The organism is Streptomyces sp. NPDC091282 (assembly GCF_044757385.1).
In the GTDB taxonomy this organism is placed as follows: Bacteria; Actinomycetota; Actinomycetes; order Streptomycetales; family Streptomycetaceae; genus Streptomyces; species Streptomyces gramineus.
In genome coordinates, this window is the sequence record NZ_JBIVUX010000004.1 from 388,532 (window position 1) to 413,135 (window position 24,604).

Here is a 24,604-nt window from a genome sequence, read left to right on the forward strand (position 1 = left end):
CCGTTTCCGGCCGCCTGGGCCGCCCCGCACCCGCGACGACGCACGAGGACAAGAGGAGAAGACAGACATGGACGAGGACACCACGTACCAGGTGCTGCGCAACGACGAGGAGCAGTACTCCCTCTGGCCTGTGGAGCTGGACGTGCCCGCAGGCTGGCAGCCGGTCGGCAAGCAGGGCACCGAGGCCGAGTGCTCCGCCTACGTCGACGAGGTCTGGACGGACATGCGGCCGCGCAGCCTGCGCGAGCGCATGGACAGTTCCACCGGAGCCTGAGCCGCCGGCCGCACCTCCGGCACGCCGGGCCGCGCGCGCACCGCGCCGGCCCGGCGCCCCCGTGTTTCTCGGCGTCGCCGGTGCCCTGCCAGCACGGTTCGCCGCACCCGCGCACCTCCCGGACCGAGGAGACCGTCATGACCCCGCCCCTCCGCACCGAGCGCCTGGAGTTCCTGCCCTACCGCCCCGAGGACGAGGACCACTTCGTCGCCCTGCTGCGCGACGCCGAGGTGTGCCGGTGGATGGGCCAGGACCTCGTGCCCCAGGCCCAGATCCGCGAACTGTTCCGCGCCGTCCTCACCGAGGTGTATCCGAAGCACCTCTTCGATGTGTGGGGCCTGTGGCTCGACGGCACCTACGTCGGCCACGCGGAGGTCAAGAGGACCGGCAACGTCGAAGGACACGAACTCGTCACCGCGCTGATCCCCGAGCACTGGGGCCGCGGCCTGGGCGGCGAGGTGGTGCGCGGCCTGCTCCGGTACGCCGCCGACGAACTGGGCCTGAAGGAGGCCTACGGCATGGTGGGTGCCGAGAACGTCGCCAGCCTGACCATGTGCCGGCGGCTGGGCTTCCGGGAACTGCGCGACGTGGTCGCCGACGACGGGTCCGTCACGAAACTCCTGGTCGTCTCGACCACGGACCCGGCGGCCCAACCCCCCACGACAGGCGCCGTACCGCCCGCCACCACGGACCCCGCACCGTCTCCCACGGCCTGATCCGGGCGGCCCGTGCCTCGGGCGGTGTCCAGGGCGAACCTCATGAACCTCATGGCGCGAATCGCGGCGGTCTTCAAAGAGGTAGGCGATTTGATGTAATAGGTGAAAGGTGTACGCTTATTACCGTCATGCGGAGAAGGTGACCAGCACGGGCGACGTCCGGCGGCTGATCGAGCGGCGCGCGGAGGGGGCGGCGGCCTCCGTGGGGGACATCCGTAAGAGGGAGCCTCACCATGAACACTCTGCTGAGTACCGTCCTCGATGCCGCCGGCGGCGGCGGCCGATGGTCAGGAATCCGCGCCCTGCGCGCGGACGTCTCCGTCGGCGGTTCCGTCTGGGCCGCCAAGGGCTGGCCGGACGGCGCACCCGGCATGACCGTCACCGCGGACACCCGCCGTCAGCACGTCGTGATCACACCGTTCACCGCGCCGGACATGAGCATGGAGTTCGACAACTCCGCGGCCACCGCGCTGGATTCGGCCGCTGACGGCGCAGGGCCGCAACGCGTCGTGCTCAGGAATGACTCCGGCCGGGTCGTGGAGGAACTCACCGACCCGCGGGCCGCGTTCACGGGTCTGCTGCGTGCTTCGCCGTGGGACGCCGCACGCCTGGGCTACTTCCTCGGCTACGCGCTGTGGAACTACCTGACCACGCCACTGCTCCTGACCCGGCCGGACGTCCTGGTCCGTGAGATCGAGCCGTGGCGGGAGGCCGGACAGACCTGGCGTCGCCTGCGCGTGACGTACCCCGGGACGATAGCCACGCACAGCCTGGACCAGACGTTCTACTACGACGCCGACGGCCTGCAGCGTCGTATGGACTACGTCAACGAGGTCATGGGCAGCGCCCTGGTCGCCCACTACACCGGCCACCACCGCTCCTTCGACGGTGTGGTCGTCCCCACCCGCCGTCGCACGTTCCGCCGCAATCCCGACGGCACCGCCAACCTCAACCTCCCCTCCATCACCATCGACGTGCACCACGTCTCGCCGATGACCGACGAGGCCGCCCCGACGGCGGCCTTCGAGTACGAGAACCGGTGACAGCCATGACCACCACAGCGGCCCGGGAATCCACCGAACTGACCGTGCTACGGATCGACGCCGTCCTGCCCCAGCCCTACGACCCGGCCGTACGCCGCTTCGAGGAACTGGTGCCGCCCGCGGACCTCGCACGCTTCGGCCAGCTCGGCAGCTGGGAGGCGGTGCGCGAACTCGCCGAGATCAACGCGCCGCACAGCCTCATGATCTACGGGAAGATCGACGTCACGGGCCTGATGGCCACCTCGCCGTCCGGCTGGAAATGCACCGAGTACCTCGTCGGCAACCACGTCATCGCCCAGCGCATGTTCCACCACGACCCGGCAGCCATGCTCCACGCGCCCCTGCGCATGGTCCTGTACGCCGACGCCGCCGGCCGCACCCACCTCGCGGTCGACCGGCCCTCGGACCTGTTCGCCTCCTACGGCAACCCGGCCATCACCGAGGTCGGCCGCCACCTGGACGGCCTCGTGGCGGACCTGCTGGAACTCCTCGGCGCCTAAGGGCGTGCTCGGCTCGCCGCTCGGAGTTCTCCGGCAGGTCCGGCAGCGGATTGACCGAGCGCAGGGCACTTCGCGTCCGGCGGTCCTCAGGTGCGGTCGTGGAGAGTGACGTGGTAGCCGTCCGGGTCGGCGAAGGCGAACGTCCGGCCGAACGGGCCGTCGATCGGTGCGGAGACGATGGTGTGGCCGTCGGCGACGAGGGCGTCGTGGATGTCCTGCACGTCCGTGGCGTGGAGCCAGATCGCCGCCCCGATGCCGGGCTGCGCCACGGACGCGAGGTCGGTGCCGGGGACGATGTCCCGGAGGGCGAACGCGATCGGCTTCGTGTCGAACACGACCGCGTGCGGAGGTCCCGCGGGAGAGCGGACGAGGCCGAGGTACTGCTCGTAGAACGCCTGGGCGACGGCGAGGTCGCTGACCTGCAGCGAGATGAAGTCGGGGCCTGTTGCGGGCATGACGGTGCTCCTCTTTCGTGTGTCAGTCTTCTGACACGCAGAACCTATGTCAAGATACTGACATGAGTGAAGAGGGCGCCGGCGTCGACCTGGAGACGTCACTGGGCTACCTGCTGAAGGAAGCGTCGAGTGCGCTCCGCGTGGCCATGGAGGAGGTGCTGCGGCCGCTCGGGATGAGCGTGACGCACTACTCCTGCCTCGAACTGCTGGCTCAGCGGCCGGGGTTGTCGAACTCCGAACTCGCGCGAGGCGCGTTCGTGACCCGGCAGTCGATGAACGTCCTGCTCCAGGCGCTGGAACGAGACGGCTACGTGACCAGGCCCGCGCAGGCACCCGTCGGGAAGGTCCTTCCCACGCGGCTCACGCCTCGCGGCCGACGGAGCCTGGCGAGGGCGACCGTGGCCGTCCGGTCCGTCGAGGTCAGAATGCTGGCCGGCATGACGGAGACGGAGCAGGCGGACGCGTTCCGCCTCCTGCGGAACATGATCGGCTCTCTGCGTGACGGCGACGAAGAGGAGTGAGCCCGAGGGAGGCGTCGCGATGTCCGGGCACACCGGGCCCGGAGCCGCCTGCGAACAGCACGGCGTCGTCGAGAGGACGTCCGGCGGCCCGGCCCGTGGCGGCGCGGGCAGGGGCGCGCCCTCAAGTGTCAGGGGGTCAGGAGCATCTGGCCGAAGTGCAGGTTCAGGGCCTGGATGCGCCAGCAGTCGCGGGCTGGATCGCCGACGACGGTGCCCGCAGCTTCGGTGACCTCCTCGACCTGGGCCGGATCCCTCGCACCGGATCCCGCTGGAATCAATGACCAAGGCGGTCGAGACGCGTGGGCCTTCCGTCCGTACTGCTGTTGGGCACCTGTCCCCGGACGGATCTACGACCTGCAGGAGTTTCAGTGCGCCTCTCTTGGACTGTGGCGGGAGCCTTCGTCGTCGGTGGTGCTGCGAGCCTTGCGCTCGCGGCGTTCGCCTACCCGGGCACCCTGGGCGCCGGCGCTGCCTCGACCTCGCACGACACCGTCATCGCCCAGACGCAGTGGGGTCCGCTCACCGAGTCGGACCGGGACTTCGTCGTCAAGGTCCGCGCGGCTGGGCTGTGGGAATACCCGGTCGGGCAGATGGGATTGCAGAAGGGCACTTCCAAGGCGGTCGTCATCGCGAGTCGACACCTCGTCGACGGACACTCCGCACTGGACACGACCTGCCGCAAGATCGCACCCATGCTGAACATCACGCTGCCCAACGTCGCGAGCCCCCAGCAGCAGGGGTTCGTGTTCACGCTGACAGCCGACAACGGCGAGCAGTTCGACACGGACTTCGCCAACATCCTGCGGATGACCCACGGATCGATCTTCAACACGGTGGCGAAGATCCGCTCCACCACCAAGAACACGCTGGTTCGCGCCCTGGCGGACCAGGCCAACGACACCGTGCTCGATCACATCACGGTCATGGAGAAGACCGGCCTGGTCGACTTCGAGCAGACCCTCGCGAAGCAGACCGCCCCGCCTACGCTGCCCGCGTCCGACCTGACCCCGCCTCCTCCGGCCTTCGGCCAGCCGACGGTCGTCCTCGCCCCGCCGCTCAGCGCCACGTCCACTCCGGTGAACATCGACGCGATCTCCGCGGGCGGCGCGGCTCCCGGTTCCGTCCTGCCGACCGGCTGAGGGCCTGCATTCAGGAGATCCGCCATCCCGTCAACCAGGCCAGGCCAGACCAGACCCAGAGGCGCCGGGCTGTCCCATCCCTGTCGCTGGCCCGAACTCCATGACTCCGGACGCAGTTCGGGCCCGGCACCACGGCGAGGGGCCTTCCCACGGCCGGGTCGGCCGCTACGTCGAGGACCGCACGACGAGGTCCGCGACGACACGTTCGACACGGCAGGACACGCGACCGTCCACCTGCTGAAGGAGAGGCCGGGCCGCACTGGTGGCGAATCACCCGATCGGTCACGGGTGCGTGCTCGACGTTTCAGGCGAGCGCCGGCGCGAGGTACTCCAACGTGTAGCCAGTGCCGTTGCGCGTCACGCGTCCTACGCCAGGTGAGTCCAGGTGGGCGCCGGCGACGAAGTACTGACCGGAGTCGGCGGGCCCCGATCGCGCCGACCATCGCGGTCGGGAGGAGAGACAGGTCGGGCTCGAGGGCGAGGACGTCCTGGGCGGTGGCCAGCTGAACCACCGCCCAGCCGGGCCCGTTGTCCACCCACTGGTGGGCCGGCACCCGCTCCCGGCTGATGCCGAACGCGGCGACGATCCGGTCCAGACAGGCGTCGTCGAGCGCGCCTTCGCGCACCCTGGGCGGGGCGGCGAAGGACAGTGAGCCGTCTCCGCAGCGCACGGTGACCAGGCCCGCGGTGCACTCCTGCACGATCCGACCGGCGTGCTGTGGCGTGCCGCCGCCCTCCAGCCAGGCCCGCGCCGAACCCAGGGTCGGATGCCCCGCGAACGGCAGCTCGCCCCCGGGCGTATAGATCCGCACCCGGTAATCCGCCTCCGCGGCAGTGGGGGGCAGTACGAATGTGGTCTCGGACAGATTCGTCCAGCGCGCCAGACGCTGCATCTCCTCATCCGTCAGGTCCGTACCGTCCAGCACGACCGCGACCGGACTGCCGCCGTAGGGCTGTGCGGAGAACACATCGACCTGCATGAACGAACGGGTTTGCGGCATGGTGATCGAGAGCCTCTCACTTGGTGGCGGCGGATTCGGTGTCCATCCGAGCCGTCACCCGTGGGCCAGTACAGGGCCACTCGCACCGCAGTGGACTGAGTGAGCGTTTGGTCCTCGCCGGTGAACCGCCGGAAAGCGGTGACCCCCGACAGCCCGAAACCCGGCGGGAGTTGGTTCCAGGTGCAGCCCGGGGTAGCAACGACGACGATCGCGGCCAGCACCTCGCGGTCACCTCGCCTGCGGTGTCCTCCACCCTGCGGACGAATCGGGGCCGGAGCGGGGGCGAGCGCTGTTGCAGGACGGTCTCAGCAGGTGCTGGGCGCGGGACGGCCCGCGAAACGGTCCCTGAGCCAGGGCGCGCCCTCGTTGCTCGTCGCGGCGGTGGCGAGGATGTGGCCGAGCACGTGGTTGGGCGAGAACTTCACCGTCGTGCCGCGCGCGCACCAGTCCTTGGCGAGTCCTTCGCCCACCCGGAACGGGATCACGTCGTCGTTGCGGCTGTGCGAGAGCAGGACGGGCACGGCGGGGGCGTGCTTGCCGAGCCGTTGGTCCGCGACGACCTCCTTCCAGGGGGTCCGCGCGAGCCGTTCGGTCAGTGGACGCCCGTCGGCGGTGAGGAAGCGGGAGTTGAGGAAGGGGTACTTGGCGAGGGCCTGCGTCGTGCACTGGTTGTCGCGCAGGTCGGCGGTGACCTGCTGGCCGCGCCGGCTGAGGTACGCGTCGACGTCGATGCCGTAGGCGGCGCCGAGCCCGGAGAGCGAGTAGTTGAAGAAGGCCCCGTACGCGGAGCCGTCGAGGTTCGCCGCGACCGCGTCGAGGTCGGCGGGAGGGGCGCCAACGACCGCGCCCTTGACGTCGAGTTCGGGTGCGTACGTGGGGGCGAGTTCAGCCGCCGCGGCGCTGGCCCCGCCGCCCTGCGAGTAGCCGTAGAGGGCGACGGGCCCGTCGGCGGGGAGGTCGGTGCCCGGTACGCGCTGGGCGGCGCGCAGCGAGTCGAGCACGGCGCGCCCCTGGGCCTCGCGCGTCATGTACGTGTGGACGCCGGGCGTGCCGAGCCCCTGGTAGTCGGTGACGACGACGCCCCAGCCCTGGTCGAGCAGGTGCTTGACCGGCAGTCCCTCGTACTCGGTGCCTTCGGGCATCTGCCGCGAGGGCGCGCACTTGTCGGCGAGCCCCTGCGTGCCGGGCGCGAAGGCGATGATCGGGCGTGGCCCGCCGTGGCCGTACGGGGTGTTGGGGGTGAGGACCGTGGCGGTGACGGCGATGGGCGTGCCCTTGCGGTCGGTGGTGCGGTACATGAAGCGCTGGACGGCCGCGTCGGCGTGGATGTGCTTGAACGGGTCGAGGTAGAAGAACGAGCGCTCGTGGCGGATGACGTCACCGTTGTGCGGCGGCAGGTGGGCCGGCGGCTCGTAGAAGGCCGGCCGGTCGGCTGCCGCGCCGGTCACGGGGGTCAGGACCACGAAGGCGGCCGCGAGCACGGCGGCCGGACGCACCAGGGACTTCACGGACAACGCTCTCCTCCGGATCGGGAACGGGGTCGCGTGGACGCGCACCCCGACCGCAGATCCTGTGCGAACGGCGGGCTCGGTGGCGGTTCAGCCACCCCGCTTCCGCCGATCGGAGGGCAAGAGGACCCGATGCGGGTGGTGCGTTGGAGTGGATCTCCGGCCCGTCCGGGTGACGGCGTTTCTCCTGGCACCCGGGCCTGAGGGCTGTGGCGGTGGTTCCAGGTCGCGACGCCGTCGCGCCCGACGAACACACGGCCCCAGTCGTCCAGTGCCGGGTCGTCGGTGAAAGCCTCCAGAAAGACCGCCGAGTCGCCGCGGTTGGTCGCGTCGACGAACTCCTGAACGGGCGCGGGCAGGGGGATTCCGGTCGTGACGGATGCGCCGTTCACTTTCCGTGCGGGTCGAGGTGGTTCACCGCGGCCACGGTCTCGTCGTAATCGCCGCGGGCCTCGCCGTAACGGAGGAACTTCACCCGCTCGACCTGAATCTCCCGCGCGTCAGGCTGCGTCTCGATCAGCGTGACGACCTCGGCGACGAACTCCTCCAGCGGCATCGCGAACGAGCTCTCCCGCTGACCGGGGACGAGATCGGTTGCCACGGACGGCGGCTCCAGCGACTATCTCTTCCGGGTCGCAGGCCACAGTGCACCGGACCGTCACAGCCTCGGCGACTACGTCGCACCCGCGCTGTTGCGGGTACTCGACCGCTTGGCCGACACCCCGGCCCTGATCATCTCAGCCCTCGGGGAGACGCTCGTCCAGAACGAACCGGCCCAAGCCCTCTTCGGTGACGTCAGCCACTACACGGGCCTGGAGCGCAGCGAGGTCTACCGGTGGTTCGTCCGTCCCGAAACGGAGCGCCGCCGCTACCCGGAGCACGACCGCGACCGGCAGAGCCGTGCCCAGGTCGCTTCCCTCCGGGCAGCGCTCGGTGCGACGGGACCGAACTCCCGCGCCACGGAAGTCGTTCGCGAGCTGACGCGGAAGAGCCCGGAGTTCGCAGCCCTGTGGGACGAGCAGGAAATACATCGCCGCTTCGCGGACCACAAGACCCTCATCCACCCCGATCTCGGCGAGATCGAGGTCGACTGCCAAGTCCTCTTCACCGAAGACCAGTCTCAGGCGCTGCTCGTGCTCACCGCACCGCCGCGGAGCGAAGCCGCCGGCAAACTGGAACTCCTCGCCGTCCTCGGCAGCCAGCATTTCTCCGGGGAAAGGCAACAACAGGGTCTTGGCTGACGAGGAAACAGAGCCCCGGCGACGAACGGCGATCTCTACCAAACCGTCGTACCTACAGGTGGAACCACGACCGGGAAGCCGCGATATTACTAGGCCGTCTCCAACAGCAGCGCGGAGAGCTCGACGGGCATGGTGATCATGCAGTCGTGGCCGGTCGGCAGCTCGCGTACTCGCTCGCCTTCCGGGACAGGGCGCCGGGTGATGCCTGCCGGCCGGTCCTTGAGGCAGTGGATGTGTGTGCGCGGGACGGTGCGCGCGGCCGGGTCGTCCAGTCGGACCGGCTCCCGCAGGCACCGCACCGGCTGGTCCGACAGCATCGAGCGCAACCAGGCGAGGTCGTCGGGATCGGTGACGCCGAACAAGCCGAGCGGCGGCGGCTGCTCGGGCATCGGCGGAACCCGCCAGCCGTCCACGGCGAGATCGATGAGCTGCTTGGTGACAGGGAGTACGTCGACAGCGCTTTCGCTGTCCTCGGGGACCATCGCGTCGACGAACACCAGATGCGCGATCCGATTCGGGACCCGGTTGGCGACTCCCGAGATGATCATCCCGGCATAACTGTGCCCGACGAGCACGACGTCGTCGAGGTGCTCGTCCTCGATCAGGCCGGCGATGTCGTCGATGTGGGTTCCGAGCCCGATCTCGGGGCTCAGCAGGTGTGCCTTGTCGCCGAAGCCGGTCAGTGACGGCGCGAGCACCCGGTGCCCGGCCGCCCTCAGCAGCGGGACGACCCGCTCCCAGCTTCGTCCGTTGTGCCAGGCGCCGTGTACCAGTACAAAAGTGGCCATGGTCGCGTGGTTCCTCCTCGTGCCTCGGTACTCTTTGGTAACCGAGACCATCGTGATCCCCGCGACGCGCCCCGGGCAATACGGCACTTTTCAGTGCCTCGGTTCTCAGGAGGTAACCGTGCAGAACCCGTGCCAGGCCCGTGAGGTCCTCGGGATCGTCGGAGACAAGTGGGCGCTGCTGATCGTGCGCATGCTCAAGGACGGGCCGTTGCGCTTCACCGAACTCAAGCGGGCCATCGACGGCATCAGCCAGCGCATGCTCACTGTGACGCTGCGCGACCTCGAACGGGACGGGATCCTGACGCGCACGGTCCGCAACGTCATGCCGCCGCACGTCAGCTACGAGCTGACCGCGATGGGCCGGAGCCTGCGCGAGGCCACCGCGCCGCTGCTCGATTGGAGCATCACGCACCTGCCGCACATCGACGCCGCTCGCACGGCCTACGACAACCGCTAGACGAGTAAGAGGCCACGCGCATGATGGGCATCAGGGGCGGCGTGCGGGCTGGGTGCACCCACGGGGGAGGCGGCCGTGTTCCGTTGCGGCTTTGTTAACGCTTTCTGAAGGCCTCGCTCGCTCCGGGCGGGAGTGCCGAGAAACCGGGTGTACGGAACATTCACTGCCGCAGACGGCTGCCTTCCCGTGCGGGTCCGAGGTGCTGTCGACGGAATCACGGCGGCGGGCATTGCGAGCCACGGCGCTATGTCGCCGCCCGGGCGACTCCCTTCGTCATCGCGCAGGTTTCCGATAATCGGAGCAGGATCCCCCGATGCGTGACGCGCGTCGACTCACATGGGCGAATTCTAGGTTCGAAGGATGATGGCGAAACTAACGGGGTCCGAGAAAAAATCCCTCTCCGACATGCTGCGCGCGGCCACCCTGGCCCAGCCCGACCGGACTGCCGTGTCCTGCGGCACGGAGCGGCTGACCTTCCGCCAATTCCGACAGCGCAGCACCACCATGGCCGGCCACCTGCGGCGACTCGGTGCGGCACCGGACGATCCGGTCGGCATCTTCATGGAACCGTCCGTCGACCTGATGGTGAGTGTCTGGGGGTGTGCTGCACGCCGGTGCCCCCTACCTGCCGCTGTCGCCGGAGTACCCGGACGAACGTCTCCGCTACATGATCGAGGACTCCCGGACCAGGCTCATCGTGACCGATGAGCCTCCGGCTGGCCGCTTCGGCGTCGCATGTCCGCTCGCTCGGCTGAGTGTCAGCGCCGGCGTCGGGGCCGAGTCCTGGACGCGGAGTCAGTCCTGACGCACATGGCCTGCGCGGGTAACGGCAGCCGTCTTCTGGACACGCCCATAGGCCGCCCAGACCGGTGAATGAAGGCCTTAGCGATCTTCGACGATGAAGCACGCCCGCTGGTAGAGCTGGTCGATGATGATCTCGACTGCCTGGATCGACGTCCGGTACAGCTCGAAGGAATTGATCATCTCCAGGTTCACGGCGCCAATGTCGGTGAAACGCAAGCCGGGCCTGATCGAGGGCGGGTTGCGCGAAGGGCGCCTGATGGTGAAAACCCAGGTCAGGCGCCCTTTCGCACGCGTCTAGATGAAGCCCAGCTTCTTCGGCGAGTACGACACCAGGAGGTTCATCGTCTGCTGGTGGTACAGGACTCGCACGTCGCTGACCAGGGGAAACGAGGCTAGTTGGAATGTGTGATCGGCCGCCGGCCCGCGTCTGGTCCGGATCTTGGTTTCGCAAGCTCTGGTGCGGAGCGTGCCTCGAAGGTCAGCGGCATCAGTTGGCTGACGCGCGCGGTCTGCCCGGTTGACACCTCGTAGGGAAGTGCAGCGGACTCATAATCCGTCGGCCGTGGGTTCGAGTTCCACCCGCCCCACCACTGCTGTGGTGCAGAAGCCTTCTGAGCTGCGGAAACGTGGTTTTTCGAGCTTCTGTGGCGTGCAGCGAATGCTGCTTCGGGTGCGTCCAGGACGACTCCCGTGCGGCTGTGACCTGTGGTTTCCTCTTCCGTGCACTATGGAAGCGTCGTGGCGCGGTCCCACCGCTGACAGTCGAACCGCCCTTGACTGGCGCAGTCATCTGCGCTCGCGTGCAAGGAGTCCAACTCGCCGTCCCTGTCGTGTGACCGTCTCGCGCAGGGATTCGGCAACACGGTAGCCCGGCCTACCGCCCTCTCAAGTTTCACTGAGGTGCCGCTCCAGGGTGAGGACGGCGGCGGCGATTGACGTCATTTGATTCGGGCTGCCCTGGGCCTTGCGGAGGATCCGCCAGGTTTTCAGGCGGGCGCCGCCGCGCTCGACTGGTGCCTGTGCCGCGGACAGCGCACGGTTGACGGTCTGTTGTGTGGGTGTGAGGTCACGGCCCGGCAGGCGTTTGAGGGCCGTCGTCACCCATAGGCCGGCTCCCATGTAGGCACGGTCGGTGAGAACCGGGACGGTGGGTGCGGGCGGCAGTGAGGTCGTCCGCACCCACGGCTGGGCTGTGCGGGTGAGATCTACAGCAGCCGCCCGGCAGGGTCGGTCACCACCTGCACGTTCACCCCGTGCCGACGGGGCTTGTGAGGGAAATCGGACCGGCTGTCGCCGACCCGGTCGCACTCCGCCAGCGTGCCGTCCAACAGGACGTAGTCCGGAATCGGCCTCGCGCAGGGCACGCAGCAGGCCGGGCGGGCGGTCGGCCAGCAGATGGACGACGGCTGCCACGTAGGCGTACGCGGTGCCGACGGAGATACCGAACCCGGCAGCGAGCTGGGCGAGAGTGCCGTGCCGGCGCAGTTACACCAGGCTGACCAGGGCACGCTGGTGCGGCGAGAGCTTGCAGCGGCGGTCACCCTCGCGAGTGACGATGAGCATCGTGACCCACTCGACCAGGGCATGAGGCAGGTCGAGTGCGGTGGCAGAACGTGGAACCAACGCGGCTCCTGTGCCTGTGGGTTGAAACTTCGGACATCTCCCGCAACGGCACAGGAGCCTCGTGCGTTGCGCACACCGTCGGTGTTACCCGATCAGTGGCCACTCTGAAAACTCTCACAGCCTGGCAGAGCAAATAGCGATCCCTTAGCGTGGCGCTTGCCAGCCCTCTCGTGGGTCGGCGAAGATGGTCTGATTCCGCTGTGCGGGAGCAGAATCGGGTGGACAGGCAACTGGAGGGGGCACATGGCTGCTACTGACCCCGACTTGGACTGGAAAACCATCCAGGACCTAGCGCACCGCCTGCATCTGCAGATAGCGCGTGACGAACCCCCGAACACCATCGTTGCTGTAGCACGCGGTGGCCTCATTCCAGCAACCATAATCGCACACCTGATCAAGATCGATGATGTCCGTGTGGCCTACGCGCGCCATACGTCCAGCGATTTCGCACATTCACCGATGCTCCCGGAACTCATCTTGCGGAACACTGCGTCGGTCGGTGATCTCACCGGCCGAGACGTCCTTCTGGTGGACGACATCGTCACCAGCGGTGCGACCATCTCCGGCGTCAGCCGAATGATCAAGGCCAATGGGGCGGCCAAAGTCAGAACAGCTGCGCTCGTATGGAAGGGGGGCTGCGCGGAGCCGGGCCGAATCTCTGGCGAACTATGCCCCGACTACTGGGCCGTGTGTTGTGGCGGCTGGGTCACTTTCCCCTGGGAAGTGCGATGAACTTATGAAAGGTAGGACACCGTGGACCGTCCGGAAGATCGTATGTACGACCCGACGCAGGCAGCCATCCAGAAGGTTGGCGCCGCCATCGTAAGGGACAACAAGATCCTCGTCGTACGTAAGAAGAAGCAGGAGGGCGAGGAGTACATCATGCCCGGCGGACGTATGGAGGGAGGCGAAACTCAGCGGGAGACGCTGTACCGGGAACTGCATGAGGAGTTGGGTGTCGACGTCGCCGCATACGACTACCTAGGCACGTTCAGCGACATTGCCGTCTTCGAGGGTGAACCGCTCATCATCCACGCCTATGTAGTAGAGGTGGACGGCGAGATGACACCGCAAGCCGAGCTTGGCGAACTCCGCTGGATTGACGCGCATTTCCAGGAGCAGGGCATCAAGGTCGGATCCATCATGGCGAAGAAGGTGATCCCCAGGATGGTCAGTCTGGGCCGGATGTAGCGTCAGGACCACTCGGCAAGCAGGACTGTAGGCCGGGTGAAGAAGTTGCCCGAGTCCTTCGGCGCGGGCATCGCACCCAACCGCAGACCTGGCAACCCGGTGAACGCGGCGCTGGAGAAGTGGGCCAGCATGCTACGTGAAAAGGCCGCGGCGGGGCAGCGGTGTGGCCCGGCGCCAAACACGAGGGACGCGCCATTGCGGCGGTGGATGTCGAAGCGGTCAGGCACTGGGAAAAGCCGAGGGTCCCAACCGGCCGCGAGAGTCGAGGTGATGACGGCCTCGCCAGACCGAATTGTTCCTTCGGTTAGTGAGACGTCGGCCCTTGCCAGCCGTGGGTAGTTGGTCGGCCCGTTGTTGTAGAATCGCAGGACCTCTTCCACCGCATGGGCCCAGGGCGTCTCTTCACGTAGGAGGCGCCCTAGCTGGTCTTGGTGAGTGAGTAGTGCCAGTAATCCTGTGGCCAGTGGTGTCACGAGAGAGTCCGTCGCAGTCAGCAGCAGCAGAGTGGTTGTCGCGACGGCCTCGCGGCGCGTGATGACTTTGTCGTGGTAAGCCGCAGACAGCGCGGTGACCGGAAGGTGTTGTTCGCGTCCATCGGATTGGGTGAGCAGGCTGCTGGCGAACTCCACGAGGTTCGCGGTTGCCCGTCCGACGGGGCCGCTGCCGACGGTCAAGGCAGTCTGCCACCTGACATTCTCCCGGACTCGGAGGAAATCGTCCCGGCTGAGGCCCAGCAGCGATGCGGCGACATCAGCCACCACTGGGTCGACGAATGCAGTGACAAGGTCGGCGGACGTCATCGATAGCCTCAGCATTTTCACGGCCTCGGCCGCCGCCCGCCGCCATTGTGCGGCCCACCATTCCACAGTGCCTCGGTTGAACGAGGCGGACAGCACCTTGCGCAGCACCGTGTGCCGAGGTCCCTCGAGATTGAATAGCGAGTCAGCCAGCGAGGTGACGTCCTCGCCAGCCAGGCGCGGAGCGCCGGGAAAGGCCAGTTGCCGGGTGAGTCTAGGATCGGTCAGGACGGCGCGGACGTCCGCATGCCGTGTCACCAGCCACATCCGGTGGCCGTGGGGTGTCCGGACCGGGCAGAGTGGCAGCTCGCGCTGAACTCGAAGGAGTCCCGGTGGAGCGGAAAAGGCATGGCCGACGGGGAAGTCCTCCGGGACGCGCAGGATGTTCTCTTCGGAAATCGCGTCGAGCATAGGGTTTCCTCCTACCGACGTGATGGTGCGATGGCTGCCGGCCGCCCCTTTCCGCTCTTTTCCGGCGGTCCGACTAGTACAAGGTCCGAGATTGGCTCCAGCGGAGTTGCGGCATGCGCCATTGGGCGCACTTCCCAGCGAAAGACGCCCGACGTCGTCGGGCGCCAGAAAGCCCGGTACTGCAAGTTGCCCGTGGGACGCAGAGGTATAGGCGCGCAGAGCTGCTGACCGGTGTCGTCAGTGACGACCACTTCGATGGCCAGGGTGTCGACGCCATTGCACGACTCTGCCCGGATCTCCCACACGTGGTCGGTCACTGCGTACTGCAGCGCGGTCACCGCGATCTCGTCCTCGACTGCCATGGGGACGTGAGGCCGGGCAGTGAGTATCCCGTGCAGATGGCGCAGGGTCTCGCGCTGTTGATGGATGGACGCATGCTTGCCTGGAAGAAACGTGGCCGCAGCGTCGCTCTCCCATTCGGGCGGGGTCGCCGAACGCCTGGCCACCGTGCCGTCTCCGCGATCGGCGAGGTCGCCTGGCTGGTACGCCTGTAAACCGGACTCGGTCGAGACCCAGACGTCCGTGGGTTGGAGGTGCCCGACGACGGCATGGAACTTCGGTGCCTGGGATCCGTGCCTGCGCATTCCATCGCGGATGTCTCGCTGGAAGGCGATAGCGTGTGCGGTCAGATGTGCTGGCAGCCCCGGCACCACGTGTGACTCGATCGTGCCGAACTCTCCGTCAGGGGACCATACGCAGGGGTAGATGGGCAGCAGTTCCGCGACGGACGGCAGGCTCCGGGCGAAGTTGGCCAGATCAAGTGTGTACGGCCCCAGGCTGATCGTGCCCCTCGCCAGTACCAGGAGTGCTTTGACCGACCCGAGATAGGGAGTCCCGATGGTGACCACTCGTCGCGTGTTGTGGTCCGCGTCCAGACAGGCCGCGTAGTACCGGGCAACCAGGCCGCCCATGGAATGGCCGATGAGCACCGCGCGGGCACGGGGATGCGTTCTGCGCCGTCGGTGTAGAAGCGGCAGGATGAATTCGCCTAGGCGCCGGGCCGATACGCGATTGGACTGCCGCCAGTCGTAGGGAAAGGTGAAAATGTCCTGGACCGCGTAGCGGCTGCGTAAGCTCCTCACCATGGCCCGGTAACCGTCGACCGACCAGAATCCGGGAATGAGATGACAGGAGCTCAGGACGCTGGTTGCCTTGACGTCGGTATCGAAGGCCACGTCCGGGGAGTCGAATGCATCAGGTGGAAGGGAGAGATCTTGAGTGAGCTTCTCCGCCAAGCGGAAAAGGTTGTAGCCGATCTGTCGGTAACCCCAGACCTGACGGTTCTCGCGTTCCAGGGAGCTGCCCAAGATTCCGGGAACAACGACGGCTATATCGCCATCGGCTAATACAGCCACATCCGCCTCCTGCTTCACCCCATGGGTCTGCTAGTGTAGCCGAAACGGGTGCCTCAGGGGGGGTGTTGACGTGAGGCGGAGTCGGGTTCGAGAGATCCTCTCGCTTGGTATCGACTATGCCGGAAGCCTGCATGAGGACCTCCCTCGTTCGGTGTCCGGTGCTGCCGACCTTGCCGCTTTCTTCGAGAAGCTAGGCTTCCGCGGCGTCACCGTACCTCCCCGCCTTGCCAGGGCTTCCTCCAGAGAGATCATCGCATTTGTGGAGGAATGGGCCGACGGTGCAAGGGAATCCGCGCAACCGCCGGCGATCGTGTTCTATCTCGGCGGTCATGGGCGCTTGCACCACGGCCGTCACTTCATCCTCAGCCGCACCAGTCCGGCGGGGCCGCCCTACTCCTTCTCCAAAGCGATCAGTGCGGAGGAAGTTTCGGCGCTCATTCTGAACAGTCGCGCCCGCGAGGCGCTGATTCTCCTCGACGCATGCCGTGTGGGATTCGCGGCCTCCGAGTTCCAGGCCGCGCTGGAACGCCAGGCGGCGTCCATGGCTGGACCTCCCATGCGGCTTGCCGTGCTGGTCTCTTCGCTGCACCATGAACGGTCCTCCAGCGGCCTGTTTGTCGAAACCCTGATGAACGTTGTAGAAAATGGGTCGGGCCCCCCGGGTGAACAGCGCCACTGGCGCGACCTCGACCCGTGGATCACGCCAGGCGAGCTCTGCGACGAACTGGGCGACCAACTGGGCGAGGAGCAGTGCGCACGAGTGGTGGGGCTGAGCTCGATGAAGGTGATCCCCAATCCGCGCTACCGTGTCGGCGCCGCAGACCGCTCAGTGGAGTTGGGGCAGTTGCTCCAGCATCTCCCCTTCGGCGATCGGGAGCACTTCCTGCTCAAGGCCTCCGGCGCCGATGCCATCGACCTGGGCTGGTTCTTCACGGGGCGTCAGGAGATCAGCGCGCAGGTGATTCGCTGGCTCAGTGGCGGCGTCGGCCTGGTGGCGCTGACTGGCTCCCCGGGCGCTGGTAAGTCCGCGGTCCTGGGACGGCTCGCCGTCCTGTCGGACCAGAGCGCCCAGGCAGCGTGCCGGGCCCTGGGCATGCTTGACGTCGACTCGGTCACCCTTCCCCCGGTCGGCATCTTCGATGCGGTGGTCCACCTCAAGAACAAGTCCGCCGACACCGTGGCCGCCGAGCTGGCAGACCAATTCGGCCTCGCATTATCTTCCAAGGGCGACCCGGTATCGGGTCTCGTCCTTGCGTTGTCGGAGGCGGAGCGCGAGGTGACCGTCCTGGCGGACGGGCTCGACGAGGCCGTCCTCGGAGATGAAGTCCTCATCGCTCGTGACCTGCTGAGAGTGGTGGCGGACCTCCCCGGGTGCAGGGTCTTGGTGGGAACCCGGCGCGACCGGAGCGGACGGCCCGCCTCGTCGCCAGGCGGTTTGGGCCCACTCTTGACGGCGCTCAGCCCCCGTCGCAACCCGGCGTTGGTCCTCGACCTCGATACGGACCAGACCGTGGGTGAGGCAATCGCCGCATACGCCGAGCGACGGCTCTCCGAGTTCTGGCAGGACGCCAGCGCTCGGCGGCAGGCGGCCTCCCAGATCGCCGCGCGCAGCGAAGGCGTCTTCCTCTACGCCCGCTTCGCGGTCCGGGCACTCAGTCGCGTTCCGCCAGCCGAACTGGCGGACGGAGGATGGCAGAAGGTCATCACCGCACAGATAGGTGTGGCGGGCTTGTACGAGGCGTTGGCCGCCGACCTGAACCGCTTCGAGGACCCCGACCTCTTCCACGAGGTGCTTCGCCCGCTGGCATTCGCCCGAGGCAAGGGCCTCCCGCGGCGACAGATATGGTCCGCGCTGGCCACGTCATTGTCCACCAAGGGGCGCGCGTACTCAGCGGCAGATGTGGCTCAGGTGATCCGAGAGGCCGGCTGGTACCTGGTCGAGGCGACCGAGGGTGACCAGGCCGTCTTCCGCCTCTACCACCAGTCCATTGCGGACTACCTGCGCACGGAGGCCAACGCCGGTGAGTGAGAAAGAGATCGAGCGCACCATCGCCGCGCAACTCGCCGCCATGGGGCGCCGCGACGGGTGGGAGAACGCCAACCCGTACATCCTGCGCTTCCTTGCCGCCCACGCAGCTCGTGGTGAATATCTCGGGCACCTCATTCGGGACACTGACTTCCTCATCGCATGTGATCCCGACACCTTCACCGAGGCGTTGGGAACCAGCATGGAGCCGGATGACAGGGCCATCGCCCGCCTGTACCTACGGGTCGCCCACACCCTCGGCGAGTACACATTCGACTCGCGCGCTGCCGTGCTTTCGCTGGAGGGCCTGCTCCAGGGCTCGGTGCTGGAGATAGAACCTCGCGAGGGGGCTTTGTGGTGGCCGCTGTGGGCGTGTACCCGCCCCACTTCATTCAACCGGTCCTTACTGGGGCATATCAAACCGGTCCAGTGCGTGGCCGTCAGTGAGGGAGGCGGCACAGCCGTCATTATCTCCGGTGGAGCCGACCGAACGTTGCGGGTTTGGGATCCGTTCAGTGGGCGTACCATCAACCTGCTGGAGGGGCACACGAGTTGGGTGCGCGCCACCGCCTGCGGGCACATCGCAGGAAGACCTGTCGTCGTTTCTGGATCCGACGACGGCACTGTGCGGTTGTGGGACCTCGACTCAGGTCAGGAGATGGCCCTGCTGGCGAGCCACCTGGGAGCTGTCCACGCAGTCGCGATCGGCCGTGTCGGTGACCGCGAGGTGATTGTTTCGGCCGGTGACGATGCGGCTGTCCGTATCTGGGATGCACTGAGCGGCGACTGCGTGTGCATCCTGAAGGGGCATACGGACTGGGTGCGTGCTCTGGCAGTGGGACGTCTGGAGGGCGTGGACGTGATTGTCTCCGCCGGGGACGACCAGTCCATCCGCCTTTGGGACGCCGAGAGGGCGCGCTGCCGCTTCGTGTTCACCGGGCACACCGAACCCGTCTGGGGGGTCGCGTTGGGCGGGCCAGCGGAGCAGCTCACGATCGCCTCGGCGAGCAACGACCGCACGGTGCGTACGTGGAATCCGCTCACCGGCGAGGCGTGCGAGGTTATGCACGGCCATACAGACTGGGTGAGGGCCGTCGCCATCGCACGCCTGGCTGGGCGTGACGTCGTGGTATCTGCGAGCAACGACCGGACCATCCGTACCTGGGACCCCGCCTCGGGTGAGTGCCTGTCCGTGCTCGAAGGCCACACGGCGTCCGTGTCAGCCGCAGCCGTCGGCGAGTTCGCCGGGGCGCCGTCCCTCATCTCAGCCAGCAACGACTGCAGCGTCCGTATCTGGGACGCGTCAGGGCTGGGCGAGCTCAGCGGCGACGGCAGGGCGCCCGGCATCGTCCGCGGCATTGCGATCGGCCGCAGCCCCTACGGACCCGTCATGGCGATTGCTGGCGACCACGGCACTATTGAGGTCCGAGACGCCACGAACGGCACCCTGCATGCCGTCTGTGCCGAACACGCTGGCACGGTACAGTCGGTGGCGATTGGCGTCCTCAACGGCGAACCGGCCCTTTACTCTGGCGGCTACGACCGGACGGTACGAGTCTGGCACCTTGACGGTCGTCCGCGCATCACACTGACCGGCCACACGGGCGTGGTGTGGCAGGTGGCTGCGGGGCGCGTCGGTAGCCGCGACGTAGTCGCATCTGCGAGTGACGACAAGAGCATCCGGGTGTGGGACGTCGCCGCAGGAAGCGTCTTGGTTCTCAAAGGGCATACGGAATGGGTGCGTACGGTGGCGGTCGGCCGGATTGCGGACAGAGATGTCGTCGTTTCCGGGAGTACGGACCAGACCGTGCGAATCTGGGACGCCACGGCCGGCGAGTGTCTACGCGTGCTGAGCGGGCATACGGAGTGGGTCCGCTCCGTCGCCCTGGTGGACACCGGGTCGGGGACGGTGATCGCATCGAGCGGGGACGACTCCACCGTGCGCCTGTGGGATCCAGACACTGGCCGCTGCACAGCCGTACTGGAGGGACACAGCCGATCTGTCCTCAGCCTCGCGGCCACGCGCCTCGGCGACCAGGGGCTGCTGTATTCGGCCGGCGAGGAAGGAACGATCCACGCGTGGCGTGTGCCACAGTACAGTGAATACTTCCGCCTGCCGATCGACGGTGTCACCTCGATTGCCGCCCACGAAACGACCTTGGGGGTGGGTCTCCTCCGTGGTCCCCTGATGGTCGATGTGTTTCGGGCCGCGGCGGAAGACGCAGCGGCAAACGCGTGAACGCGTCGGGAAGCTGGTCAATAGCGTGGTGCGGGATGTGTCGGTCGACGGCTGGCAGGTTGTGGTCCGGGTGCGGATGCGATGGCTGGTCTGCCCGGTCCTGGGCGACTGCAGGCGGCAGACTTTCCGAGAGCAGGTCCCCGGCTCCTGGAGCGCCGTCAACGCCGTACCATACGTCTGACCTGTTAGTTATCCGAGCTGGTCAGGGAGTCATGCGGCCGGGCGTCCGCGCGAGTCGCCCGATCCCTGCCGTGTCTGTGTCGTACGCTTCCGCCCTGCGGCTGCTGCGGCTGCTGCGGCGGGTGCCCGTGCCGCAGGTGCAGATCCCACGAGTGATCGGGGTCGACGACTTTGCCCTGCGGCACCGGCACAGCTACGCCATGGTCATAATCAAAGCCGAGACCGGCCAGCGGATCTAGGTACTGCCCGGCCGTGAAGCCGCCACTTTGGAAGCCTAGCTGTGCGGACATCCGGGCATTGTGGCCGTGTACCGGGACGGATCGGCCACCTATGCCGAGGCGGTCCGCCGAGCCCTGCCCGACGCGGTCCAGATCAGCGACCGCTGGCACCTGTGGCACCACCTCGCCGGGGCCGTCCGCAAAGAAGTGGCCGCGCACAGCATCTGCTGGGCGAAAGCGGGCCCGCCCCCGGCCAAGGGGAGACAGGTCGTCACCACCTGGGAGCCCTGGCAGCAAGTCCACGCCCTGCGCGAGCGCGGAGTCGGGCTTCTGGAGTGCGCGCGCCGCCTGTACCTGGCTCTCAACACCGTCAAGCGCTACGACCGCGTCATCGAGCCCGAGCACCTCATCCGCGCCCCCAAGTACCGGCCCACCCTCGTGGATCCCTACCACGATCACCTGCGCCGACGCTGGTTGGAGGTGGCCCGGCGCACCTGGTCGACGATCTTGTTGACGCTCTCGGCGGTGCCCCGGCGGTCGTCCTCGTCGAGCTCGCTGCCGTACATGCGCTTCAGTCGAGAGCAGTGAACGACGGTCTGGGTGCGGGTGTGATCGACAAACTGTTGCTCGGCGCGTTCCATCGCCTGCAGGACGCGCCGGGTATGACCCCTGTGCCGACGCTTGATGTCCTCAAGGGCTGCCCGGTCGAACCGAGCAGCGGTCTCAGCATCGTTGATCAGCTGATGGTGCTTGACGCAGAGCAGGACGGGGTGCTCGATGTGCCGGCGCTGGTCCTCGCTGGATCGAAGCGGGGCCCACCCTTCTCCGCAGCGCGGATGTGGGCGATCTCGCCGAAGAGGCCGCCGTTTTCGAGGACCAATACCTCCTGACAGTTCGCAAAGGCGCAGTCGTTCCCGGTCAGTAGAAACAGCCTGCGCTGGCCCCGTGGCGTGACGTCCAGCCGCTGAACCGGTGTGTCGGGGTCGTTGTGCGGGTCGGCTGGGCGGGGATTTCCGCGCGGCCCATTGTTCTGCAGCTTGGACAGCCGGCCTCTCGTTCGTGAGGCCAGTGGTGAAAGGCGAGGGGCGCTTGGGTGCCCGTCCGTTGGTCGGGCACCGAACAGCTCGCGGCTCCCGCCGGCCCCGTGTGGCCTCATAACGTGCGGACGGGGCCGAACACGGATCGGTCCCGACCGCGGCCGAGGTGTGCCCTGCGCTCAGAGGTGACTGAGAGGTTCCTGTGCGACGCTGACGCGCCTTCGTACCCCCCGTGCTTGCGACCTCCACATCTGAGGACCTCTTCATGACCCTGATCAACGGCTTGCCGGCACATGTTCTTCTTGTGCACCTCGTCGTGGTGCTCGTCCCGCTGACGGCGCTGGCCCTCGTCGGCGCGGCGATATCCCGGCGAGCCGCCCGGCGTATGGGCATCGTGCTGCCGCTCCTGGCCCTGATCTCGCTGGTCAGCGTGCCCCTCACGACGAGTGCCGGGGAGTGGCTGGAACGGCATGTCACGGACGACGCCTTGGTGGAACGCCACGCCGAGCTCGGAGACGGTCTCCTCCCGTGGGCGGTCGGCCTGTTCCTCCTGGCCTCGCTGGTCTGGTGGATTTCGCTGGCCGCCACGGAACCCCGGCCGGATGCCACGGGCAAGGCCATCTGGTCCGCGAAGCCGATCCGCGTGGCGGCTCTGGTCCTCTCCCTGGTCGTTGCGGCCGGCGCAGTGGTGGACGTCTACCGCATCGGCGACTCGGGTGCGAAGGCAGCATGGCACGACGGCTTCTCCCAGACGGCCTCCCACACCCGTGATGAGGGCCTGACGTCTCCGTCGCCACCAGCGAGGCCTCAAGGGATCCCGTCCGCGGCGCCTGACCGGTGTCATCGATGTGGTGGCGCCCGTGTTCGGCTCGCGGGGGAGCCTGGTCGTCGTTCTCCGCCTGCTGGCGGTCGTGGTCCGGGCACGGCGTCCGATGGGCCTCGCGCGGGCCGGCCGCGGCCGCTCCTCTTCGAATAACAGACCCACTACTACGGCGCCAACACCCCGGTGACCAGCAGCGACCCGACCGGACAGAGTGGACCCAAGAGGAAAAGATGATGGGCTGGGCCGCGTGGCCGCAGGGGACCGGCCACTTCTTCGCCAGCCTGCACCCCTCGGCTGGCTCATGCACCACCGCCGCCTGGCATGCGACTACGAAACGCACCCCCACCGGTCAGTCGCCATGATCCAGCTCGCCGCCGTCAACCTCATGACCCGTTGCCTCACCCACGAAGCAACACCCAACTGGCGCACCAGCCGCACCAAATGAAGCCGACAAGCAAGAACCAAACGCTCACTCACTTTGGTGGTGCTGTCTTCGGCCGCTGTCGGCTTGTCAGAGGGAGGGGTGCTGGTCGCGGACTGGGCTGAGTGTTTCGAGGAGCGAGGCGAGGTGCAGAATCGTGGATTCCGCGTGCGGGTTGGCGACCAGCTGCACACCGATCGGCATTCCGTCGCTGCTGGTGCCGAACCGCATCGAGAGGGCCGGATGTCCTGTCAGGTTGAACGGGACGGTCGTTGATGACACATGGAAGGCGCCCATGGTCCGGCCGTCGAGTGTGAACTGTTCGAGTTGGTGTTCATGGGCGGGGATCGTCGTGACCGGCATCAGCAGTGCGTCGTACTGGTGGAAGTACTCCGCGAATCCGTCCCGGAGCCGTTCGACTGCCTGCTCGGCCTGGACGAAGTCCTCCATAGACGTGTCGGGTAGTTCCGCCACGAACTTGGAGTAGCTGAACATCTGATCCTCGTGGCCGGCTGTGACCTGCTGGAAGGCTGGTTTCACCTCCATGATGCTCAGCTTGTTCCAGAGCTCCAGCGGGTTGTCGTGCTCAAGAGCCGGGATGTTCACGGAATCGACCTGCGCTCCAGCTGACCGGAGGGCTTCAGCGGCCGCGTGGACGGTGGCTGCGACCTCGGTGTCGGTGGGACCGAGTCCCGAGTCGACCAGCCAGCCCAGGCGCACGGGCCGGTCGGGTGAGCTGCCCAGGCCTGTGTCGAAGTCGGGTGGGACGGTGGCGAAGCCGTCGTTGCCGTCGGGTCCGGCCAGCAGTGAGTACGCGAGTGCCAGGTCGCGGATGCTGCGGGCCATGGGCCCGACGTGCCAGTTGCGGCGTGGTTGCCGCGGCCAGATGCCCGTCATCGGGATGCGTCCGTGCGTGGGTTTGAGGGCCATGATGCCGGTGTCGGCCGCCGGCCCGCGCACTGAGATCGACAGGTCGCTGCCGAGCCCGAGGGGCGACATGCCGGCCGCAATGGCGGCGGACTCCCCGCCGCTGGACCCGCCGGACGAGCGGTTCACGTCCCAGGGGTTGTTCGTTCTGCCGGTCAGCAGGTTGTCCGTCTCGACCCAGTAGGAGAACTCCGGGAGATTGGTCTTTGCCACCAGGATCGCGCCGGCGCTCTTCATGCGTGCCACCGCGGTGGAGTCTGTGTCCGGGATACGCCCTGCGAAGATCGGCGAACCTCGCTGGGTGAGCACGCCGGCGGTGTCGAAGGAGTCCTTGGCCGTGAAAGGCACGCCGTGCAGGGGGCCCACTTCGCTGCCCGCGGCGAGGGCCTCGTCCGCTGCTGTCGCGGCGTCCAGCACCTGATCGACGCGCGTGACGACGGCGTTGAGCCTCGGGTTCGTGGCCTCGATACGATCGAGGTGTGCCTGGACCACCTCCACCGAGGAAACCTCCCCGGTACGGATCAGCTCCGCTAGTTTGCTCGCGTCGGCATAAACGAGATCGACAGTCATGATGAAGCCTCTCTGACACCGGTCTGCGCCTGCTCTCCGACCCGTAATCTGTGGCGCTGCCTGGACTTCATGGGCCGCGGGCGGCGGGATCGTCAGGCGCAGAGACCTGGTGGGCGGCTGTTGTGGCACGGCCGGATGCCCAGGCCGCGCGACGTCGTGATCATGCTGACCCCGGTCCCACAGTTACCCAGGGCCCCGGAGATCGCGCGGCTGCCGTCGTGAGCACGCACAGGCCGCCACGACGCCCCCGACGGTCGTCTGCTTGATCCAGCCGACTGT

General features: G+C 67.5%; 23 protein-coding genes and 6 pseudogenes. 18 read left to right on the forward strand and 11 right to left on the reverse strand.

The features are described from left to right. The first annotated feature begins 67 nt into the window (after nt 1-67). From ACIQOE_RS20565 to ACIQOE_RS20580, 4 genes are all read left to right on the forward strand, one after another. Nucleotides 68-274: an MbtH family NRPS accessory protein gene (locus ACIQOE_RS20565; RefSeq protein WP_351326405.1), complete on the forward strand. Its 207-nt coding sequence runs from the start codon at nt 68-70 to the stop codon at nt 272-274. 137 nt (nt 275-411) lie between these two features. Beyond that, on the forward strand, nt 412-990 hold the full coding sequence (locus ACIQOE_RS20570) for a GNAT family N-acetyltransferase (RefSeq protein ID WP_351326404.1): 579 nt from the start codon (nt 412-414) through the stop codon (nt 988-990). A gap of 233 nt (nt 991-1,223) precedes the next feature. Further along, nucleotides 1,224-2,033 carry a hypothetical protein gene (locus ACIQOE_RS20575; RefSeq protein ID WP_401412834.1) on the forward strand — a complete coding sequence of 270 codons (810 nt, stop codon included), beginning with the start codon at nt 1,224-1,226 and terminating at the stop codon, nt 2,031-2,033. Nucleotides 2,034-2,038: 5 nt separating this feature from the next. Next, complete coding sequence (locus tag ACIQOE_RS20580; RefSeq protein WP_365553902.1) at nt 2,039-2,533, forward strand: DUF302 domain-containing protein; 495 nt, start codon at nt 2,039-2,041, stop codon at nt 2,531-2,533. A gap of 86 nt (nt 2,534-2,619) precedes the next feature. On the opposite strand, the gene ACIQOE_RS20585 is transcribed toward ACIQOE_RS20580, so the two are convergent. Continuing rightward, a complete protein-coding gene (locus ACIQOE_RS20585) occupies nt 2,620-2,988 on the reverse strand; it encodes a VOC family protein (protein ID WP_365553905.1) in 369 nt (122 codons plus the stop codon). Between the two features lie 62 nt (nt 2,989-3,050). Between ACIQOE_RS20585 and ACIQOE_RS20590 the strand changes: the two genes are divergently transcribed. Then, nucleotides 3,051-3,509: a MarR family transcriptional regulator gene (locus ACIQOE_RS20590; RefSeq protein ID WP_365553908.1), complete on the forward strand. Its 459-nt coding sequence runs from the start codon at nt 3,051-3,053 to the stop codon at nt 3,507-3,509. 128 nt (nt 3,510-3,637) lie between these two features. Here the strand turns inward: ACIQOE_RS20590 and ACIQOE_RS20595 are convergent, their stop codons facing one another. After that, nucleotides 3,638-3,787: a hypothetical protein gene (locus tag ACIQOE_RS20595; protein WP_401412837.1), complete on the reverse strand. Its 150-nt coding sequence runs from the start codon at nt 3,785-3,787 to the stop codon at nt 3,638-3,640. A gap of 90 nt (nt 3,788-3,877) precedes the next feature. Between ACIQOE_RS20595 and ACIQOE_RS20600 the strand changes: the two genes are divergently transcribed. Continuing rightward, nucleotides 3,878-4,648 carry a DUF4142 domain-containing protein gene (locus ACIQOE_RS20600; RefSeq protein WP_401412839.1) on the forward strand — a complete coding sequence of 257 codons (771 nt, stop codon included), beginning with the start codon at nt 3,878-3,880 and terminating at the stop codon, nt 4,646-4,648. A gap of 452 nt (nt 4,649-5,100) precedes the next feature. On the opposite strand, the pseudogene ACIQOE_RS20605 reads toward ACIQOE_RS20600, so the two are convergent. From ACIQOE_RS20605 to ACIQOE_RS20620, 4 genes and pseudogenes are all read right to left on the reverse strand, one after another. Then, nucleotides 5,101-5,649: pseudogene (locus ACIQOE_RS20605) on the reverse strand (PhzF family phenazine biosynthesis protein); the annotation flags it as partial. 119 nt (nt 5,650-5,768) lie between these two features. Then, nucleotides 5,769-5,924, reverse strand: a pseudogene (locus tag ACIQOE_RS20610) (transposase); the annotation flags it as partial. A gap of 30 nt (nt 5,925-5,954) precedes the next feature. Further along, nucleotides 5,955-7,157 carry a lipase family protein gene (locus ACIQOE_RS20615; RefSeq protein ID WP_365571342.1) on the reverse strand — a complete coding sequence of 401 codons (1,203 nt, stop codon included), beginning with the start codon at nt 7,155-7,157 and terminating at the stop codon, nt 5,955-5,957. A 388-nt stretch (nt 7,158-7,545) separates the two neighbouring features. After that, nucleotides 7,546-7,758: a hypothetical protein gene (locus tag ACIQOE_RS20620; RefSeq protein ID WP_351322245.1), complete on the reverse strand. Its 213-nt coding sequence runs from the start codon at nt 7,756-7,758 to the stop codon at nt 7,546-7,548. A gap of 88 nt (nt 7,759-7,846) precedes the next feature. On the opposite strand from ACIQOE_RS20620, the gene ACIQOE_RS20625 reads away from it, so the two are divergent. Then, a complete protein-coding gene (locus ACIQOE_RS20625; protein WP_401413399.1) occupies nt 7,847-8,398 on the forward strand; it encodes a hypothetical protein in 552 nt (183 codons plus the stop codon). A gap of 89 nt (nt 8,399-8,487) precedes the next feature. On the opposite strand, the gene ACIQOE_RS20630 is transcribed toward ACIQOE_RS20625, so the two are convergent. Continuing rightward, nucleotides 8,488-9,186, reverse strand: coding sequence for an alpha/beta fold hydrolase (locus tag ACIQOE_RS20630; RefSeq protein WP_401412842.1), 699 nt, complete (start codon nt 9,184-9,186; stop codon nt 8,488-8,490). A gap of 118 nt (nt 9,187-9,304) precedes the next feature. On the opposite strand from ACIQOE_RS20630, the gene ACIQOE_RS20635 reads away from it, so the two are divergent. The 3 genes and pseudogenes from ACIQOE_RS20635 to ACIQOE_RS20645 all read left to right on the forward strand — a co-directional run bounded on the left by ACIQOE_RS20635 (nt 9,305) and on the right by ACIQOE_RS20645 (nt 10,448). After that, nucleotides 9,305-9,643 (forward strand): helix-turn-helix domain-containing protein, encoded by a 339-nt coding sequence (locus ACIQOE_RS20635; RefSeq protein WP_351322249.1) that lies wholly within the window; start codon nt 9,305-9,307, stop codon nt 9,641-9,643. Nucleotides 9,644-10,048: 405 nt separating this feature from the next. Beyond that, a pseudogene (locus tag ACIQOE_RS20640) lies at nt 10,049-10,228 on the forward strand (AMP-binding protein); the annotation flags it as partial. A 16-nt stretch (nt 10,229-10,244) separates the two neighbouring features. Beyond that, the gene (locus tag ACIQOE_RS20645) at nt 10,245-10,448 is read left to right on the forward strand and encodes a hypothetical protein (protein ID WP_401412845.1); all 204 of its coding nucleotides are present in this window, start codon (nt 10,245-10,247) and stop codon (nt 10,446-10,448) included. A gap of 884 nt (nt 10,449-11,332) precedes the next feature. Here ACIQOE_RS20645 and ACIQOE_RS20650 read toward each other — a convergent pair. Further along, nucleotides 11,333-12,070: pseudogene (locus tag ACIQOE_RS20650) on the reverse strand (transposase family protein). A gap of 243 nt (nt 12,071-12,313) precedes the next feature. Between ACIQOE_RS20650 and ACIQOE_RS20655 the strand changes: the two are divergent. Further along, nucleotides 12,314-12,802 carry a phosphoribosyltransferase gene (locus tag ACIQOE_RS20655; RefSeq protein ID WP_401412847.1) on the forward strand — a complete coding sequence of 163 codons (489 nt, stop codon included), beginning with the start codon at nt 12,314-12,316 and terminating at the stop codon, nt 12,800-12,802. Between the two features lie 21 nt (nt 12,803-12,823). Continuing rightward, nucleotides 12,824-13,261, forward strand: coding sequence for an NUDIX domain-containing protein (locus tag ACIQOE_RS20660; protein ID WP_401412849.1), 438 nt, complete (start codon nt 12,824-12,826; stop codon nt 13,259-13,261). A gap of 2 nt (nt 13,262-13,263) precedes the next feature. Here the strand turns inward: ACIQOE_RS20660 and ACIQOE_RS20665 are convergent, their stop codons facing one another. Beyond that, nucleotides 13,264-14,469, reverse strand: a complete 1,206-nt coding sequence (locus ACIQOE_RS20665) for a cytochrome P450 (RefSeq protein WP_401412851.1) — start codon at nt 14,467-14,469, stop codon at nt 13,264-13,266. 11 nt (nt 14,470-14,480) lie between these two features. After that, on the reverse strand, nt 14,481-15,902 hold the full coding sequence (locus tag ACIQOE_RS20670) for an esterase/lipase family protein (protein WP_401412853.1): 1,422 nt from the start codon (nt 15,900-15,902) through the stop codon (nt 14,481-14,483). A 133-nt stretch (nt 15,903-16,035) separates the two neighbouring features. Between ACIQOE_RS20670 and ACIQOE_RS20675 the strand changes: the two genes are divergently transcribed. The 6 genes and pseudogenes from ACIQOE_RS20675 to ACIQOE_RS20700 all read left to right on the forward strand — a co-directional run. After that, the gene (locus ACIQOE_RS20675; protein WP_401412855.1) at nt 16,036-17,913 is read left to right on the forward strand and encodes a hypothetical protein; all 1,878 of its coding nucleotides are present in this window, start codon (nt 16,036-16,038) and stop codon (nt 17,911-17,913) included. Continuing rightward, nucleotides 17,906-20,149 carry a WD40 repeat domain-containing protein gene (locus ACIQOE_RS20680; protein ID WP_401412857.1) on the forward strand — a complete coding sequence of 748 codons (2,244 nt, stop codon included), beginning with the start codon at nt 17,906-17,908 and terminating at the stop codon, nt 20,147-20,149. The genes ACIQOE_RS20675 and ACIQOE_RS20680 overlap by 8 nt, the downstream gene beginning before the upstream one ends. A 34-nt stretch (nt 20,150-20,183) precedes the next feature. Continuing rightward, nucleotides 20,184-21,018, forward strand: a pseudogene (locus ACIQOE_RS20685) (transposase); the annotation flags it as partial. Nucleotides 21,019-21,131: 113 nt separating this feature from the next. Next, nucleotides 21,132-21,437, forward strand: coding sequence for a hypothetical protein (locus ACIQOE_RS20690; protein ID WP_401412859.1), 306 nt, complete (start codon nt 21,132-21,134; stop codon nt 21,435-21,437). Between the two features lie 412 nt (nt 21,438-21,849). Continuing rightward, on the forward strand, nt 21,850-22,560 hold the full coding sequence (locus tag ACIQOE_RS20695; protein WP_401412861.1) for a DUF2231 domain-containing protein: 711 nt from the start codon (nt 21,850-21,852) through the stop codon (nt 22,558-22,560). 136 nt (nt 22,561-22,696) lie between these two features. Then, nucleotides 22,697-22,852: pseudogene (locus ACIQOE_RS20700) on the forward strand (IS5/IS1182 family transposase); the annotation flags it as partial. Nucleotides 22,853-22,918: 66 nt separating this feature from the next. Here ACIQOE_RS20700 and ACIQOE_RS20705 read toward each other — a convergent pair. Then, on the reverse strand, nt 22,919-24,325 hold the full coding sequence (locus ACIQOE_RS20705) for an amidase (protein WP_401412863.1): 1,407 nt from the start codon (nt 24,323-24,325) through the stop codon (nt 22,919-22,921). Nucleotides 24,326-24,604 lie beyond the last annotated feature (279 nt).